The sequence below is a fragment of the Lysobacter sp. cf310 genome (assembly GCF_900114355.1).
Classification (GTDB): Bacteria; Pseudomonadota; Gammaproteobacteria; order Xanthomonadales; family Xanthomonadaceae; genus Lysobacter.
The window spans coordinates 92,497-108,435 of record NZ_FOSS01000005.1 but is presented as its reverse complement, the minus strand read 5'-3'; the positions used below and the strand labels follow the sequence as shown (position 1 = coordinate 108,435).

General features: G+C 70.8%; 12 protein-coding genes. 7 read left to right on the top strand and 5 right to left on the bottom strand.

Features of this window, described 5'->3' with window-relative positions; translation table 11 throughout:
* Nucleotides 1–2 precede the first annotated feature (2 nt).
* Nucleotides 3–797: an SDR family NAD(P)-dependent oxidoreductase gene (locus BMZ45_RS17795; RefSeq protein WP_343124212.1), complete on the top strand. Its 795-nt coding sequence runs from the start codon at nt 3–5 to the stop codon at nt 795–797.
* A 52-nt stretch (nt 798–849) separates the two neighbouring features.
* On the opposite strand, the gene BMZ45_RS17790 is transcribed toward BMZ45_RS17795, so the two are convergent.
* From BMZ45_RS17790 to BMZ45_RS17780, 3 genes are all read right to left on the bottom strand, one after another.
* Entirely contained in the window at nt 850–1,224 is a 375-nt protein-coding gene (locus tag BMZ45_RS17790; protein WP_091637876.1) for a YciI family protein, read from the bottom strand.
* Nucleotides 1,225–1,358: 134 nt separating this feature from the next.
* Nucleotides 1,359–1,820: an SRPBCC domain-containing protein gene (locus tag BMZ45_RS17785; RefSeq protein WP_091637875.1), complete on the bottom strand. Its 462-nt coding sequence runs from the start codon at nt 1,818–1,820 to the stop codon at nt 1,359–1,361.
* Nucleotides 1,817–2,194, bottom strand: coding sequence for an ArsR/SmtB family transcription factor (locus BMZ45_RS17780; protein WP_091637874.1), 378 nt, complete (start codon nt 2,192–2,194; stop codon nt 1,817–1,819). The genes BMZ45_RS17785 and BMZ45_RS17780 overlap by 4 nt, the downstream gene beginning before the upstream one ends.
* Before the next feature lie 191 nt (nt 2,195–2,385).
* Between BMZ45_RS17780 and BMZ45_RS21740 the strand changes: the two genes are divergently transcribed.
* Genes BMZ45_RS21740 through BMZ45_RS17765 form a run of 3 tightly spaced genes read left to right on the top strand, consistent with a single transcriptional unit; the run spans nt 2,386 to nt 8,636 of the window.
* Complete coding sequence (locus BMZ45_RS21740) at nt 2,386–7,083, top strand: PAS domain S-box protein (RefSeq protein ID WP_091637873.1); 4,698 nt, start codon at nt 2,386–2,388, stop codon at nt 7,081–7,083.
* 7 nt (nt 7,084–7,090) lie between these two features.
* Nucleotides 7,091–8,059: a diguanylate cyclase gene (locus BMZ45_RS17770; protein ID WP_091637872.1), complete on the top strand. Its 969-nt coding sequence runs from the start codon at nt 7,091–7,093 to the stop codon at nt 8,057–8,059.
* Between the two features lie 52 nt (nt 8,060–8,111).
* On the top strand, nt 8,112–8,636 hold the full coding sequence (locus tag BMZ45_RS17765) for a class I SAM-dependent methyltransferase (protein ID WP_175489141.1): 525 nt from the start codon (nt 8,112–8,114) through the stop codon (nt 8,634–8,636).
* Between the two features lie 6 nt (nt 8,637–8,642).
* Here the strand turns inward: BMZ45_RS17765 and BMZ45_RS17760 are convergent, their stop codons facing one another.
* Nucleotides 8,643–9,230 carry a TetR/AcrR family transcriptional regulator gene (locus BMZ45_RS17760; RefSeq protein WP_091637870.1) on the bottom strand — a complete coding sequence of 196 codons (588 nt, stop codon included), beginning with the start codon at nt 9,228–9,230 and terminating at the stop codon, nt 8,643–8,645.
* Nucleotides 9,231–9,355: 125 nt separating this feature from the next.
* On the opposite strand from BMZ45_RS17760, the gene BMZ45_RS17755 reads away from it, so the two are divergent.
* The 3 genes from BMZ45_RS17755 (at nt 9,356) to BMZ45_RS17745 (ending at nt 14,787) form a co-directional block, all read left to right on the top strand.
* Nucleotides 9,356–10,363: a saccharopine dehydrogenase gene (locus BMZ45_RS17755; RefSeq protein ID WP_091637869.1), complete on the top strand. Its 1,008-nt coding sequence runs from the start codon at nt 9,356–9,358 to the stop codon at nt 10,361–10,363.
* 176 nt (nt 10,364–10,539) lie between these two features.
* On the top strand, nt 10,540–12,822 hold the full coding sequence (locus tag BMZ45_RS17750) for a hypothetical protein (protein WP_091637868.1): 2,283 nt from the start codon (nt 10,540–10,542) through the stop codon (nt 12,820–12,822).
* 42 nt (nt 12,823–12,864) lie between these two features.
* Nucleotides 12,865–14,787, top strand: a complete 1,923-nt coding sequence (locus BMZ45_RS17745; protein ID WP_091637867.1) for a hypothetical protein — start codon at nt 12,865–12,867, stop codon at nt 14,785–14,787.
* Between the two features lie 11 nt (nt 14,788–14,798).
* Here the strand turns inward: BMZ45_RS17745 and BMZ45_RS17740 are convergent, their stop codons facing one another.
* The gene (locus tag BMZ45_RS17740; protein WP_091637866.1) at nt 14,799–15,938 is read right to left on the bottom strand and encodes a DUF1501 domain-containing protein; all 1,140 of its coding nucleotides are present in this window, start codon (nt 15,936–15,938) and stop codon (nt 14,799–14,801) included.
* Nucleotide 15,939 lies beyond the last annotated feature (1 nt).

The following is a 15,939-nucleotide window of genomic DNA, read 5'->3' as shown; positions in this document are numbered from 1 at the left end:
CCATGGCCACTCCCAAAGCCCTGATCACCGGCGCCTCCACCGGCATCGGCGCGGTCTACGCCGACCGCCTGGCGCGGCGCGGTTACGACCTGATCCTGGTCGCACGCGACCGCGAACGGCTGCAGGCCCTGGCCGAGCGCCTGCAGGCCGAGACCGGTCGCCGCGTCGAGGTCTGCCGCGCCGATCTGCTCGAGCGCGACGACCTGTTGCGGGTCGAGCGCCTGCTGCTCGACGATCCCGACATCGCCTGGCTGGTCAACAACGCCGGCATCGCCGGCAGCGGCGCGTTCTCGGCCGCCGACCCGGACAAGCTGGAAGCGATCGTCGACCTCAACGTGCGGGCCCTCACGCGTCTGGCGGCCGCGGCCGCGCGCCGTTTCGCCAGCCGCGGCGGCGGCGCGATCGTCAACCTGGGCTCGGTGGTGGCGCTGATGCCCGAGTCCTTCGAGGCGGTGTATCTAGCCTCGAAGGCCTATGTGCTGGCGCTGAGCCAGGCCATGCACCAGGAGCTGTCGCAGTACGGCGTGCGGGTGCAGGCGGTGTTGCCGGGCGTGACCCGCACCGAAATCTGGGAGCGCTCGGGCATGAGCGTGGACGCGCTGCCGGCGGCGATGGTGATGGAGGCCGGCGATATGGTCGATGCGGCCCTGGCCGGCTTCGACCTGGGCGAGGTCGTGACCATCCCGTCCTTGCCGGATATCGCGGATTGGGAGCGCTACACCCAGGCGCGCCTGCAGTTGAAACCGGGGTTGTCGCTGAGCCGACCGGCGGCGCGTTACACAACGCCGGCGGGTTGAGCGTTCGCGTCAGCGGCCGTCGCGCGCGGCGGCCGCTGCGGTGTCGGACGCCTCAGGCGCCGACGTTGAGGCGCACTTGCCCGATATCGCGCACCGGGCGCACTTCGATGCAGCCGGAATCGGCCCAGGGGAACTGCGCGGCGATGCGCAGGGCCTCGTCCATGTTCTCGGCCTCAATCAGGTTGAAGCCGCCCAGGTATTCCTTGGTCTCGGCGAAGGGGCCGTCGGTGATCGTGGCGCGGCCGTTGCGCACGCGCAGCGACTTGGCGGTGGTCGGCGCTTCGAGCTGCTGCGAGTCCAAAAGATAGCCTTGATCGCGCAGTTGGTCGGCGTGGACCAGGCACTCGCGCATCATGCTCTTGGCTTCATCGTCCGGCACCTGGCTCAGCAGGCTGTCGTCGTTGTAGATCATCACCAGAAATTTCATTGCGGTCTCGGGTCGGGGGTGGGACCCGGGCAATGTGCGGCCAGCCGCGGCGCGCCGCAAGATGCCATCGGTCTTGCGCGCGCACGCGTTGTTTCGAAGGTCTTGAAGTCGCTGCGCGCGCCCGCGGCGCAGGCTCAGTGCCGGCCCAGCCAGTCGCCCAGATTGTCGATCGCGGCGCGGGTGCCGCCGCGGCTGCCCTGGATCATCGACGCGCCGACCAGGGACGCGATCTGGGTGGTCAGGCGCAGGCGCGTGCCGGCGCCGTCGGCTTCCAGGTCCCAGGTGATCAGGGCCAGCGAGAGCAGGGCGCCCGCGCTTTCGATGCGCTCGACCAGGACGATGCGACGATCCTCGACGATGTGTTCGTAGCGGACGCTGCCGTGATAGCGCAGATCGTCGCGCGGGCCGCAGCGGTAGACGTCGCGGCCGCCGCTGCGGAAGTCGTGTTCGCTGTAGACGATGGCCTCGTCCGGCGAGGGCGCGCCCCAACTGCAGCGCGCGGCGAGGTCGGCGTAGGCCGCGAACACCCGCGCCGGCGGCGCGTCGTAGCGGCGTTCGAGTACGAAGCTATCGTGGGCGAGGTCGTCGGCGTTCATGCGGGGCGGCGCTTGCGCGGGTGGGGTTTGGGATCGGCTGGCGGCGCCACGGCGTGGGCGGCGAGGTAGGCGCCCAGGCGGTCGAGCTGGCGCTCGCCGGCCTCGCGGCGCTGGCCGATCCAGCGCTCGGCGGCGCTCAGGCCGTCGCGGTCGAGTTCGCAGGTGCGTACTCGGCCAGTCTTGCTGGAGCGCACCAGGCCGCTGCCCTCCAGCACCTGCAGGTGCTGCACCACCGCCGCCAGCGACATCGCCAGCGGCTGCGCGAGTTCGCTGACGCTGGCGGCGCCGGCGCCCAGGCGCTCGATCATCGCGCGCCGGCTGGGGTCGGCGAGGGCGTGGAAGATGCGGTCCAGCTGTGGGGAATGGTTAAGCATGTGCTTGAGTTTAAGTGCCGACGATCGATTGTCAAGCGATCGCTTAACCATGGCCGGCGCGCGCAGGCGCGCGACTGTGCCGATTGCGGACAGCGGCGCGGGCGCCCCTGGGGCCGTGTCGATTCCGCGCAGTCCCACTCGGAATCTCCACGGGGCCTCTGCTAACGTCGTTGGTCCGAACCTGGGAGGGGATGCCCATCCGTCGTCTGCGTAGCCCTGCCCGACTGGCCCTGCTGGTACTGCTGCTGGGACTGGCCGGCGCGGTGATGGTGGGGCTGCGCCAGCAGTCCGGTAACGAAGCGCGCAGCCAGCTGCTGCTGGACAACATGGCCGAGCGCGCCATGGCCGATCTGAAGGCGCGTTTCCAGACCTACGAATACGGGCTGCGCGGCGCGCGCGGCGCGGTGCTGGGCGCCGGCGGCGCGATCAATCGCGAACGCTTCCGCCGCTACATGCAGTCGCGCGAGATCGCGCGCGAATTCCCCGGCGCGCGCGGCTACGGCTACATCGCGCGCGTGCCCGCCGGGCGCGAGGGCGCGTTCCTGGGCGGCCTGCGCGCCGAGGGCCTGCGCGACATCAAGGTCCGCCAGCTCGCGCCGCACAAGGGCGAGAAGTTCCTGATCAAGTACGTCGAGCCCGAGGCGCCCAATCGCGCCGCGCTGGGCTTGGACATCGCCTCCGAACGCAAGCGTCGCGATGCCGCGCTGGCCTCGCTCAAGAGCGGCCAGCCGACCCTGACCGGGCCGATCACCCTGGTCCAGGTCGAGGGCAAGCCCAACCGCAGCATGCTGTTCCTGCTGCCGGTGTATCCGAACGGACAGCCCCCGGACCCGGCCCAGGCGGCCGCGGCGGCGGTGGGCTGGGTATACGCGCCGCTGGTCACCGACGACATCCTGGCCGACTTCGGGCAGACCCACGCCGACTACGGTTTCATCCTGACCGACATCACCGACCCGGCGCGCGGCGAACGCATCTACGCATCGGCCAGCGTCGGCGACGGCATCGACCAGGAGCGCTCGCGCCAGCGCGTGTTCGGCTTGTACGGCCGGCAGTGGCGCATGGACATCGAGGCCCAGCCGGCGACCATCGCCGCGCTGGACCTGCCGCAGCCCTGGCGCGCGGCCAGTTCGATCGCCGCCCTGGGCGCGCTGCTGGCGGTGCTGCTGTACCTGTTCATGAGCTCGAACGAGCGCAAGCAGCGTTCGATCGCGCAGAGCGCGCGCCTGGCCGCGATCGTCGAGAGCTCGCACGACGCCATCGTCGGCACCTCGCCCGACGGCCGCGTGACCGAGTGGAACCGCGCCGCCCAACAGATGTTCGGCTATCCGCCCGAGGAGGCCATCGGCCGCTCGCTGGTCGAGCTGGTGGTGCCGTTCGAACGCATCCGCGAGGACGGCCAGATCCTGCAGCGCGCGCTGGCCGGCGAAGAGGCGGTGGCGGTGGAGACCATCCGCCGCCATCGCAACGGTTCGCCGCTGTACGTGGAGATCTCGGCCGCGCCGATCCGCAGCGGCAGCGGGCGCGTGGTGGGCGTGGCCTCGACCCTGCGCGACATCGCCGAACGCAAGGAAGCCCAGGCCGAGATCCTGCAGCTCAACGCCACCCTGGAGCACCAGGTCGAGGAGCGCACCGCCGAGCTGCAGGCGTTCTCGGCGCTGCAGCGCGCGATCCTGGCCAACGCCGGCTACGCCATCATCGCCTCCGACCCGGAAGGCAGGATCACCCTGTTCAATCCGGCCGCCGAGGCGATTCTCGGTTACTCCGCCGAGGAGCTGGTCGGCCACGAGACCCCGGCGCTGTTCCACGACCCGATCGAGATGGCCGAGCGCGCGCACGCCCTGCAGATGGAGCTGGGCCGGCGCATCGATCCGGGCTTCGAAGTGTTCGTGGCCAAGGCGCGCATCGAGCCCGATTCCAACGAGTGGACCTACATCACCAAGAGCGGCGACCGCATCCCGGTGCTGCTCAACGTCAGCGCGCTGCGCAAGAGCGACGGCGAGATCGTCGGCTACCTGGGCATCGCCGTCGATCTGCGCGAGCGCAAGCGCCGCGAAGCCGCGCTGGAGACCAACGAGCGCAAGCTGCGCGGCCTGTTCGAACTGTCGCCGCTGGGCATCGCCCTGACCGACGAGAGCGGGCGGTTCGTCGAGTTCAACGAGGAGTTCCGCGCCCTGACCGGCTACAGCGAGCAGGAACTGCGCGCGTTGGATCAGGGCAAGCTCACGCCCAAGGAATACGAGCTGCAGGAGAAGGCGATCGCGCGCACCCTGCAGAGCAGCGGCCGTTACGGCCCGTACGAAAAGCAGTTCGTGCGCAAGGACGGCAAGCGCGTGCCGGTGCGCTTGAACGGCGTGGCCCTGCGCATCGACGGCAAGCTCCACACCTGGTCGATCGCCGAGGACATCACCGTCCAGCGCACCGCCGAGGCGGCGATGGTGGACGCGGTCGCGGCGGCGGAGGCGGCGAGCAAGGCCAAGAGCGATTTCCTGGCCAACATGAGCCACGAAATCCGCACGCCCATGAACGCGATCCTGGGCATGCTGCAGCTGCTGCAGAAGACCAGCCTGGATCTGCGCCAGCTCGACTACGCCAACAAGACCGAGACCGCGGCCAAGACCCTGCTGGGCATCCTCAACGACATTCTCGACTTCTCCAAGATCGAGGCCGGCCGCCAGACGCTGGAGTCGCACGAGTTCGAGCTCGAGCAGGTGCTGCGCGACATCTCGGTGATCCTCAGCGCCAACGTCGGCGACAAGGACATCGAGATCGTGTTCGACATCGACGAGCACGTGCCCAAGAGCGTGATCGGCGATTCCCTGCGCCTGCAGCAGGTGTTGATCAACCTGGTCGGCAACGCGATCAAGTTCACCCACTACGGCGAAGTGGTGCTGATGGTGCGGGTGGCCTCGCGCGACGAGGGCCGGGTGTCGCTGGCCATCGAAGTGCGCGACAGCGGCATCGGCATCGACGAGGACAAGCTGGCGGCGATCTTCGAAGGCTTCTCCCAGGCCGAGGCCTCGACCACCCGTCGCTTCGGCGGCACCGGCCTGGGCCTGGCGATCAGCCAGCGCCTGGTGCGCCTGATGGGCGGCGAGCTGGGCGTGGAAAGCGAGCGCGGCCGCGGCAGCCGTTTCTTCTTCGAGGTCGCCCTGGGGCTGCCCAGCGAGCCCGCGCAGGCCGCGGCGGGTCCGCCGGAGCGGCTGCGCGAACTGCGCGCGCTGGTGGTGGACGACAACGACAGCGCGCGCAACGCGATCCTGGCGATGGTGCAGTCGATCGGCTGGAAGGCCGACGCCGCGCGCAGCGGCGAAGAGGCGCTGGAGTTCGTCGAGCGCGCCGCCGGCGAAGGTCCGCCGTACGAAGTGATCTTCCTGGATTGGCGCATGCCGGGGCTGGACGGTTGGGAAACCGGCCGCCGCATCCGCGAACTGATCGGCGGCACCCGGGCGCCCTTGATCGTGATGGTGACCGCGCACGGCCGCGAGATGCTGGTCGAGCGCCTGGGCCGCGAACAGGCGGTGCTGGACGGCTTCCTGATGAAGCCGGTGACGGTGGCGATGCTGATCGACGCGGTCGCCGACGCGCGTTCCGGCCAGGGTCTGCCGCTGCCGCTGCCGGATCCGGCGCCGCTGCAGCCCTCGCGCAATCGCTTGGCCGGCATGTCCCTGCTGGTGGTCGAGGATAATCCGACCAACCAGCAGGTGGTGACCGACCTGCTCGAAAGCGAGGGCGCGCGCGTGGCCGTGGCCGGCGGCGGCGCCAAGGCCCTGCAGATGCTGGTCGGCCAGGCCGGCAAGTACCACGTGGTGCTGATGGACATCCAGATGCCCGACATGGACGGCTACACCGCGACCCGGCGCATCCGCGGCAATCTGGGTCTGACCAAGCTGCCGATCATCGCGATGACCGCCAACGTGCTGCCCTCCGACCGCGAGGCCTGCCTGGCCGCGGGCATGAACGATCACCTCGGCAAACCCTTCGATCTGGACACCCTGGTCGAGCGCCTGCTGCACTGGACCGCGCGCGGCGCCACCGCGGCCGGCGGCGCCACGGCCGCCAACGATGCCAGCGCGACCGCGCGGCCGCCGGCCGCGAGTCCGGCCCCGCCGCTGACCGCGCTGCAGGCCGAAGCCGCCTTGCAGGCCGAGGCCGCGCAAGCGCTGGCCGCGCGCGCGGCCGCGACGCAGGCGGCCACGGCGCAAGCGGTGACCGCGCAGGCCGCCGCCGCCCGGGTCGCCACCCCCTTGCCGGCGGTGGCGCAGACCGCGGTGGCTCCCGCCGATGCCGAGCCGGCCGCGAACGCCGAACCCGCCGTGCTGGACTGGGAGGCCGCGCTCGCGCGCTTCGGCGGCAAACGCCGCGTCTACAGCGACGTGCTGCGAGGCTTCCCCGACGGCGGCACCCAGATCATGGGCGAACTCGCCACCGCCTTGCGCTCCAAACAACGCGAGGGCGCCGCGCGCCAGCTGCACACCCTCAAAGGCGTCGCCGCCACGGTCGGCGCGATGCGTCTGGCGCAATTGGCCGAGCTGCAGGAGAAGGCGATCGTCGCGGCCGGCGAGGACTGGTTGCGCGCGCTGCAGTTGGGCGCGCTGCGCGGCGGCCTCAACGAAGCGGCGGCCGCGACGCGCGAGCGTCTGCAGATACTGAGCGCCGACGAACCGCCGCCGCCGGGCGACGACGCGCCGGTGTCGCAGCGCTCGCTGCAGCGCCTGCGCGAGCTGCTGACCGCCTCCAATCTGGGCGCGCTGGACGTATTCCATTCGCTGGAAGCGGGCCTGGCCCGTCACCACCCGGGCGAGCATCGGCAGTTGGCCGAAGCGCTGACCCGGTTCGACTTCGCCGCGGCGGCCGATGTGTGCGGCCGCTTGCTGGCCCGATCGGAATGACAAGGAGATGAACGTGATCTTGTTCGACGTGGAGGCGTTGCCCGGGACGGCGGCTGCTTCGCGACGCGCGCGCTTGCTGGTCGTGGACGACCAGCCGATCAACATACGCGCACTGCACGAAGTGTTTTCCGCCGATCACGACGTGTTCATGGCCACCAACGGCGCGCAGGCGCTGGCGTTCTGTCGCCAGACTCCGCCCGACTTGGTGCTGCTGGACGTGGTCATGCCCGACCTGAGCGGGTTGGAGGTGTGTCGCGCGCTCAAGGACGATCCGGAAACCCAGAGCATCCCGGTGATCTTCGTCACCAGCCTGGACGATCCGGCCGAGGAGGCCGCCTGCTGGGATGCCGGCGGCGTCGACTTCATCACCAAGCCGATCAACGCCCTCACCGTGCGCAACCGCGTGCGCGCGCATCTGACCCTGAAGCAGCAGTCGGACCTGCTGCGGCGCATGGCCTGGGTCGACGGCCTGACCGGCGTGGCCAACCGGCGCCAGTTCGACGAACGCCTGGCGCGCGAATGGCAACGCTGCCGCCGCGGTGGCCAGCCCTTGTCGGCGGGCATCATCGATATCGACCACTTCAAGGCCTACAACGACACCTACGGCCACCTCGCCGGCGACGACTGCCTGCGCCAGGTCGCCGCGGCGATCGAAAGCAGCCTGGCGCGCCCGGGCGACCTGGTCGCGCGTACCGGCGGCGAGGAGTTCACCTGCCTGCTGCCCGAAATCGACCTGGCCGGCGCGCGCGTGGTGGTGGAGAACGTGGAGCGCGCGGTGCGCGCGCTCGGCATTTCGCATGCGGCCAGCGAGCACGGCACGGTCACGGTCAGCATCGGCATCGCCACCGCGCAGCCCGATGGCGAGGAGACCGCCGACAGCCTGCTCAATCGCGCCGACAGCGGCCTGTATCGGGCCAAGCGCGGCGGCCGCGCGCGCGTGCGCAGCGACGAGGACGCGCCTACGGCGGGCGCATGAGCGGCGCGCACGACGATGGCGCCCGGTCCGGCGGCGCCGTCGCGGGGCCGGCATGAGCGCCGCCGATCGCATTCCCGAACGTCTGAGCTGGATGGCGGGCCTGCTCGATCCGGGCCCGGCCGACGCCGTGCTGGAGTTGGGCTGCGGCAACGGCGTGCTGGCGGCCTTGCTGTGGCCGCGTCTGCCACGCGGGCACTACCTGGGGCTGGACCGCTCGTCGGCCGCGATCGCGACGGCGGTGTGGCGCAACGCCGATGCCGTCGCCTCCGGCGCGGCGAGCTTCCGCGTGGTCGAGGTCGCCAAGGCCGAGCCCGAACGGCGCTACGACCGCATAGTCGCGGTCAATCTCAACGGCTTCTGGACCGGCGCCGCAGCCGAGCTGGCGCGCGTGCGCGGCTGGCTGGCGCCGCGCGGCCGTCTGTATCTGGCGTACCAGCCGCCGACCAGCGATGCGCTACCGCGCATCGAAGCCGCCTTGCGCGACAAGCTGCATGGCCAGGGTTACGCGATCGTCGGCGTGGAGCGCGCGCCGATGCGGCCGATGCCGGCGCTGTGCGTGATCGCCAGCGCCGACTGAAACGGCTCAGGCCTTCGACAGCCAGCGCTGGATCAGCGAGGCCAGGGCCGCCGCCGCGGCGGCTTCGTCGATGCGGCCGCGCTGCCATTCCTGCGCGATCGCGTCGCCGGCGCCGATGATGCCGACGCAGCGCAGCTGCAGTTCCGCCGCCGGCAGCGCGGAGTAGGGCGCCAGCGCATCGCGATAGCGCGCGACGTAGTCGTCGATCAAGCGCTGCTGTTCGCGCTCCATCGATTCGTCGCCCTTGAGCGCCGCGACGATCGCGGGGTACTCGGGGCCGGCGGTGGTGTAGCAGCGCAGATAGGCCTCGGCGAGCACGCGCGCGGCGTCGCCGAAACGGCGCGGCAGGCGCTCGAAGCTGCGTTCCAGCGCGGCGGCCTGGCGTTGGTCCAGGCGCCGGTACATCGCGATCAACAGGCCGGCGCGGGTCTGGAAATGCTCGTAGGCGATCGGCTTGCTCACCCCCGCGCGCTCGGCCAGGTACGCCAGGGTGAGGGCATCGCTGCCTTGCTCGCGCACGATCGCGAAGGCGGTGTCGAGCAACTGCTCGCGCCGTTCGGGTTTGCGCAGTCGTCGGGCTGCCGTCTCGCTCATGGAACGCTGTACCGCCGGGTTTCGTGGTGTCGCCGCGCGATGGGAAGCGTACATTACCATTCGTAACTTACCAATCGTAGCTTGTCGCCGAGGGCGACGGCATCCCGACCCCAGGAGCTGATCCCATGACCTCACACACCCTCGCCCCCGTCCTCATCGTCGGCGGCTCCGGCGTCGTCGGCGCGCAGGCCGCGCACGCGCTGCGCCGGCTGCATCCGCAACTGCCGATCGCCATCGGCGGCCGCGATCTGGCCAAGGCGCAGACGGTGGCCGCGGCGGTCGGCGGCGCCAGCGCGGTAGGCGTGGATCTGCAGCGCGCCGATCTCGGCCTGGACGCGCACGCGCGCTACAGCGCCGTGATCGTGTTCGTGAAGGACGCCAGCTTGAACACCTTGAAGTACGCCCAGGCGCAGGGCCTGCCCTATCTGAGCACCTCCAGCGGCTCGTTCGAGATCGCGCCCGAGGTCGCGCTGCACCTGCGCAAGCCGGGCGCCGCGCCCATCCTGCTCGCCAGCCATTGGCTGGCCGGCGCCGCGACCCTGCCGGCGCTGCACTACGCGCGCGAGTTCGCGCGCATCGATCGCATCGATCTGTCGGCGCTGCTGGACGAGGAGGACATGGGCGGCCCGGCCGCCGCCGCCGACTACGAGCGCCTGATCAGCGCCGCCGGCGCGCAGGTGCTGGAGGACGGGCAGTGGCGCTGGCTGCGCGGCGACGAGGCCGGACGCAGCATCCGCAGCGTGGACGGCGTGGAAGTGGCGGCTGCGGCTTACTCGCCGCTGGACGTGGTCACCCTGGCGGCCGCGACCGACGCGCGCTGGATCCGGCTCGACATGGCCCTGGGCGTGAGCGCCAGCCGCCGTCGCGGCGAGGCCTATTCGACCGAGATCGCGATCGAGATCGAAGGCCTGGGCCACGACGGCCAGCCGCTGCGCGTGCGCCACGAGCTGGTGCACCCGGCCGGACAGGCGCCGCTGACCGCGTTGTGCATCGCGCTGGGCATCGAGCGCCTGCTCGGCCTGGCCGGCGGCGCGGTGGTGGCGCCGGGCCTGTACTTCCCCGACAGCCTGATCGATCCGGCCTATCTGCTGCTGCGACTGCAGGAAGCCGGCGTGCGTCAGCGCCGGCTCTGAGTCGGGGGCCGGCGCGACGGCTCGTCCAGACCGGTGCGTATCGGTGACAGCCGGCACGCGTTAAGTGGATACTCGGTCACGCTCGGGTCGCGGGGAAGGCGGCCCGATTCCGCGCCCGATCGCCCGGACCCCGCAGGCCCGGGCGTACTCCTACCTGACTCCAAGGAAAGGTCGTCATGAGCAAGATCGCGATACCCGATCTGATCGAAAAGCTGGCCGGCACCGCCGCCAAACCGCTCAAGGATTCCTCGCTCAAGACCGAGCTGCTCAGTTACGACAAGGGCGCGGAAACCACCGCCCAAAGCGGCAGCATCAAGGCCGTGTTCGGCGCCACCGCCGCCGCTGCGATCCACCTGTACAACAGCGCCGACGACGTCGACGACGACGGCGTGATCGGCAGCCGTGGCGAAGCCGTCGATCCGGCCAAGGCCAGCACCGACTGGCGCCCGCAGCTCGCGTTCGCGCCCGGCAACGCCTGGCTCAAGTACTCGCTGAGCGCGGCGGCCACCGCCAAGGCCACCGCCAAGATCGGCACCGCCGGCGGCGGCATCAGCGGCGATCGCTCGCTGCGCCTGCTTTGCTACAAGCGCCACGACGACACGGTGCGGATCGGCGAGGCGGTGCTGTCCGACATCGACGAAGTCGCCAGCGTCCTGTCCGCATCCGACATCGCCGGACTGAGCGTGGGCGAGGCGGTCGCGCTGAAGTCGCGCGGCAAGCTCACCGCCAGCCTCAGCATCAGCTGGTCGGACATCTTCTCCAGCTCCCTGCACGGCCTGACCGACGTGCTCGGTGCCGACCGCGCCGGCGCGTTCCTGATCAACATCGGCGCCAGCGCCAGTGCCAGCTTCACCGCCACCGTCGACGACGATTTCAGCCTCAGCTTCGTGCGCGAGCGCGCCTCCGGCGATCGCGCGATCCGCGTCGCCCTGCGCAAGAGCGCGGTCCACGACGGCCGCTTCGAGGCCAAGGCCGGCGTGCAGATCGAATTCGCCGATCCGGCCGCGGTGGAGAAGGTGCTGGGCTCGGTCGTGGCCGGCGTGCTCGACGCGCCGACCGCCGCGCTGAAAGCGATCGAAGAGGCGACCTCGCTGGAGCGGGTGCCGGAGCGCTATCGCCCGATCGCCGAGGCCCTGGCCGAACGCTTCGGCCTGGACGACGCCAACCCGCTGCCCAAGCTGAAGAAGAAGCTGCAGGAGCTCACCGAACTTCTGAACGAGCGCGTGACCCAGATCGCCAAGACCAAGGTCACCCTGGGTTTCAGCTACGAGTACACGCGCCTGGCCAGCGAAGCTTCGCTGCTCGAGGCCACGCTGTCGGAAGACGCGCTGTCGCGCCTGCACGGCGCCCTGCTGAGCTTCGATTTCCAGCGCGTGCTGGCCTACACCGGCTCGGGCTACGCGCTGGAGTTCTTCCTGCACCAGAAGACGGTGGAGCGCGTGCGCGCCTGGGGCTTCACCCTCGGCGTCGGTACCTGGTTCGACCTCAAGAGCAAGCAGGAGCGCAAGGACCGTTTCGTCAGCCGCCGCTACGTTTCGCCGGCCGGCGAAGCGCTCACCCGCGCCTACCTGGGCAGCACCCGCTACACCGCCAACGCCAACACCTGGACCACCGAATACGGCGCCGCGCTCAAGGCCGACCTGGAGGAGGCGCGTGCGCCGCAGCAGACCGCCGCGCGCGACTTCAAGTGCGGCCTGCAACTGTGGTGGGAGGAAAGCCGGATCAAGACCGCGAGCGAACTGGCGCGCGTGGTCGACGATGCGGTGCTGTGGGGCGTGATCGACGACGCCGCGGCGCCGGCGCTGCAGACGCAGTTGCAGGGCGCGCTGGGCGCGGCGGGCGAGTGCAAGCCGCGCCTGAGCGTGATGCTCAGCGATCACGGCCTGCGCCAGGCCATGCGCGCCTACGCCAGCGCCGACGATGCGACCTGGGCCCGGCATGCGGCGCGCGCCTTGCCCTGGTACGCCAAGCAGTCCGCACGCGCGAGCTGCGCCAGCCGCGAGGCGGTCTACGCGCCGCTGTTCGAGGCCTATCGGCGTCGTCCCGACGCCAGCGGCAGCGCGCTCAAGCAACTGATCGCCAAGAGCCTGCGCGATTACGGCGGCGGTCTGGCCGGGCAGGAGTCGATAGGCGAGACGCCGTGGACGGTATACCAGGTGCTGCTGCGTTCGGATATCGACCAGCGGCGTTTCTGGAATCGCTGGGAGCGCCTGCGCAGCGGCGCGGCACGCATGATCGATCTGCTGGAGGTGCGCGGCGACTGGAACGACTTCGACGACCACTTCGCGATGCTGCGCGGCGTGTTCGAGCAGACCTTCCTGATCCGCGCGGCCGCCAGCCTGCTGGCCGAGGCTTTGCCTGCGTCGATACGCGACGGCAAGGCCTATGCGACCACGCTGACCATCGCCTACCGCGACGGCAATCAGGACAAGAGCCTGGTGGTGGGCGGACGGGCCTGAGTCGGCCCGGCTTGCGCGATTCCTGAGGGGGAGGAGGCGGACATGGACGCGCTGCGGAAGTTGGGGGCCATCGTCTGGCCCGGCTCGTGGTCGTTGGCTTGGGACAGCTGGGGGCCGATCCTGTTGCGCAGTGCGCTGCTGGTGGCGACGGTCGCGGTGCTGTGCGCGGGCCTGCGCGCGCTCGCGCGCTGGCTGGCGCGACCGCGCGCGACCGTGTTGAGCGTGCAGCGCGCGGGCGCGGACGCGTCCGATACCCTGGTCGTGGCGGTGCACGGCATGCCCGGCCTGCACAATTTCGGCGGGGCGCTGGACCTGATCGCGCAGGCCCTGCCTGCGGCGGATCGGCTGGTGGTGGACTACCGCGGCGGCTGGCTGCGCGGCTACACCAGCAACGCCGACGCTCTGACGATCGCCGACGCGATCGAGCAGGGCATCCACGCCGAGGTCAAGCGCGGCGGCTACCGGCGCGTGATCCTGATCGGTTACAGCGCGGGCGCCTCATTGCTGCGCAAGGCCTTGGTCTGGGGCTACGGAGAAGAACAGGACCGCGCCGCCTTCGGCCGCCGCGGCAAACGCGCCTGGGTGGATAAGACCGAACGCCTGGTCCTGCTGGCGGGCATGAACCGCGGATGGAGCGTCGACCCGCGCCCCGCGCTGATGCCCTGGCCGACCTATCTGTACATCCGCGCATGCAGGCTGCTCGGGCGTGCGCTCGGCATCGGCGAACTGATCTCGGCCATGCATCGCGGCTCGCCCTTCATCGCCGACACGCGCCTGCAGTGGGTGCGGCTGGCGCGCTCCGACGCGGTCGTCAACGGGCAGCTGCATTTTCCGCAGGTGATCCAGATCGTCGGCAGCGAGGACGACGTGGTGTCCAAGGAGGACGGCCAGGATCTGAGCACCGCCGCGGGAACGGTGTTCAAGACCTTGGCGCAGACCGGGCACAAGCAGATCGGCAATACGCTGGAATCCGCCGGCGGCCCCGCCGCCGAGGCCCGGCGCAATGCGATAACGCTGGCGCTGCAGGGCAGGATCGAAGCGCTGGAGCCGGATCTGGTGGAGTTCAAGGAGGATCGCCAGGTCACGCGACTGGTGTACGTCACCCACGGCATTCGCGACCTGGGCGAGTGGACCGATCTGGTTCGCGACGAACTGCGGCGCCGCTACGAGGCCAACGGCGAGAAGGTCGCGGTGTTCAACGCCAAGTACGGCCACTTCCCGATGGCGCGCTTCCTGCTGCCCTTCGACCGCCAGCGCAACGTGCGCGACTTCATGGATCGGTACACCGAGCACGTGGCGCGCTATCCGAATGCGAAGTCGGTCGACTACATCGGGCATAGCAACGGCACCTACATCCTGGCCAGCGCGCTGCTGCGTTACGTGACCACCCATGTGCGGCGCGTGTTCTTCGCCGGCAGCGTGGTGCCGCGCGCCTATCCCTGGGCGGAACTGGTCGAGGCCGGGCGGGTCGAGAGCGTGGTCAACGTGGTCGCGACCGGCGACTGGGTGGTGGCGATCTTTCCGAAAATGTTCCAGCAGTGGGCGGAGCTGTTCCGGCTCAGCGGTCGCAAGGGTGTGTTCGATCTCGGCGGCGCCGGCTTCGACGGCTTCGGCGCCTCCGGTCTGACCGCCGCGGTGGACAATCTGGAGTACTCGAAGGGCGCGCACTCCACCGGCGTCGCGGTCGACGATCCCGAGAAGCTGCGCGCCATGTGCGCCTATCTGACCCAGGACGATCGCTCCAGCCTGCGCGCGTTCGAGACCGCGCGTAAGAAAAACGCTCTGCTGGATGTCGTGTCCAGGATCTGCGTGTTCGTGTGGGCGGGGCTGCTGGCGCTGCTGTGGGCGCTGGGCTGCGTGGCCTATCTGGTGGGCGTGGCGACGCTGGGCGGCGGCCTGTGGGCGGGCCTGGCCGGCGTGGCGCTGTTCCTGCTGGTCGTGATCCTGCTGCTGTATTGGATCTGAGCGGCGGCGCGTCAGCTCAGCAGGCCCTGCATCGGCCGCACCGCCCGACTGTCCGGAAACACCTGGGTTTCCAGCGCGCGCTCGCCGACGCGCAGATGCGCGGCCAGCAGGCCCTTGAACAGGCCGCGCAGATCGCTGGTCGCGCGCAGGTCGCGGCCTTCGTTGAGCGACGACGGCGCCAGGCCCGGCCAATCGCCGGCGATGCGTCCGCCGCGCACCGCGCCGCCGGCCAGCAGGGCCAGGCCGCCGGTGCCGTGATCGGTGCCGGCGGTGCCGTTGACCGCGGCGGTGCGGCCGAACTCGCTGACGATCGCGATCGCGGTGCGCTCCCAGATCGGCGCGGCGCCGGTTTGGAACGCGCGCAGGCCGGCGTCGAGTTCGCCCAGCTTGCGCGCGAGCACCGCGGCCTGGTTGCTATGGGTGTCCCAACCGGAGTCCTCGACGAAGCCCAGGCGCGGGCCGTCGGCGGCGGCCATGAAGCGCGCGGCGGCGGCCATCGCCTGCGGCAGGCGCGCGCCGCGCGCACTGCCGGCCTGCATGCCGGCGCCTTGGCTGTCGAGCGCGCGCGCGAATGCGCCCGACAGGTCTGGGTCGGCGGCGTATAGCGACTGCAGGCGCTGCAGCAGGATCGGGTCGACATCCTCGGGCAGCGGCGGCGACCAGGTGGTGGCCGCGCCCGGGCCGCGCATGATCAGCGGCATCACCGCGCTCACCGCCAGCGCTTCGCCGCCGCTCATCGCGGCGACGCAGCGGTTGAGCCAGCCGGTGGCGGCGCCGCTGGCGCTGGCGGTGCCGTTCTCCAGGCAGTCCTGGGCCTCGAAGTGCGAACGCTGGCGATACGGCGGCGCGATCGCGACCACGGGCAGCAGTTGCCCGCTGGCGTACAGCGAGTGGGCGAACTCCAGCGCGGGATGCAGGGCGAAGTCGGCGTTCAAGGCGCGCGCATTCTGCGGCGCCAGCGCGCCGCGCAGGCGCGCATAGGCGGCATCGTCGCGCGGCGGCAGCACGTGCAGGCCGTCGACGCCGCCGCGCAGCAGCACCACCAGCATGCGCCGGTCGTTAGCGGCGGCGAGCGCGCTCAAGCTCGGCCACAGGGTCAGCGTGGCGACCGCGCCCGCGGCTCCGATGAAATGGCGTCGGCTCAGTCGCATC

Bases quoted from the DNA above. Each gene is read 5' to 3' on its own strand.
- BMZ45_RS17755 (WP_091637869.1), top strand. From the start codon at position 9,356: ATGACCTCACACACCCTCGCCCCCGTCCTCATCGTCGGCGGCTCCGGC.
- BMZ45_RS17795 (WP_343124212.1), top strand. From the start codon at position 3: ATGGCCACTCCCAAAGCCCTGATCACCGGCGCCTCCACCGGCATCGGC.
- BMZ45_RS21740 (WP_091637873.1), top strand. From the start codon at position 2,386: ATGCCCATCCGTCGTCTGCGTAGCCCTGCCCGACTGGCCCTGCTGGTA.
- BMZ45_RS17785 (WP_091637875.1), bottom strand. From the start codon at position 1,820: ATGAACGCCGACGACCTCGCCCACGATAGCTTCGTACTCGAACGCCGC.
- BMZ45_RS17750 (WP_091637868.1), top strand. From the start codon at position 10,540: ATGAGCAAGATCGCGATACCCGATCTGATCGAAAAGCTGGCCGGCACC.
- BMZ45_RS17740 (WP_091637866.1), bottom strand. From the start codon at position 15,938: ATGCGACTGAGCCGACGCCATTTCATCGGAGCCGCGGGCGCGGTCGCC.
- BMZ45_RS17790 (WP_091637876.1), bottom strand. From the start codon at position 1,224: ATGAAATTTCTGGTGATGATCTACAACGACGACAGCCTGCTGAGCCAG.
- BMZ45_RS17765 (WP_175489141.1), top strand. From the start codon at position 8,112: ATGAGCGCCGCCGATCGCATTCCCGAACGTCTGAGCTGGATGGCGGGC.
- BMZ45_RS17770 (WP_091637872.1), top strand. From the start codon at position 7,091: ATGAACGTGATCTTGTTCGACGTGGAGGCGTTGCCCGGGACGGCGGCT.
- BMZ45_RS17745 (WP_091637867.1), top strand. From the start codon at position 12,865: ATGGACGCGCTGCGGAAGTTGGGGGCCATCGTCTGGCCCGGCTCGTGG.
- BMZ45_RS17760 (WP_091637870.1), bottom strand. From the start codon at position 9,230: ATGAGCGAGACGGCAGCCCGACGACTGCGCAAACCCGAACGGCGCGAG.
- BMZ45_RS17780 (WP_091637874.1), bottom strand. From the start codon at position 2,194: ATGCTTAACCATTCCCCACAGCTGGACCGCATCTTCCACGCCCTCGCC.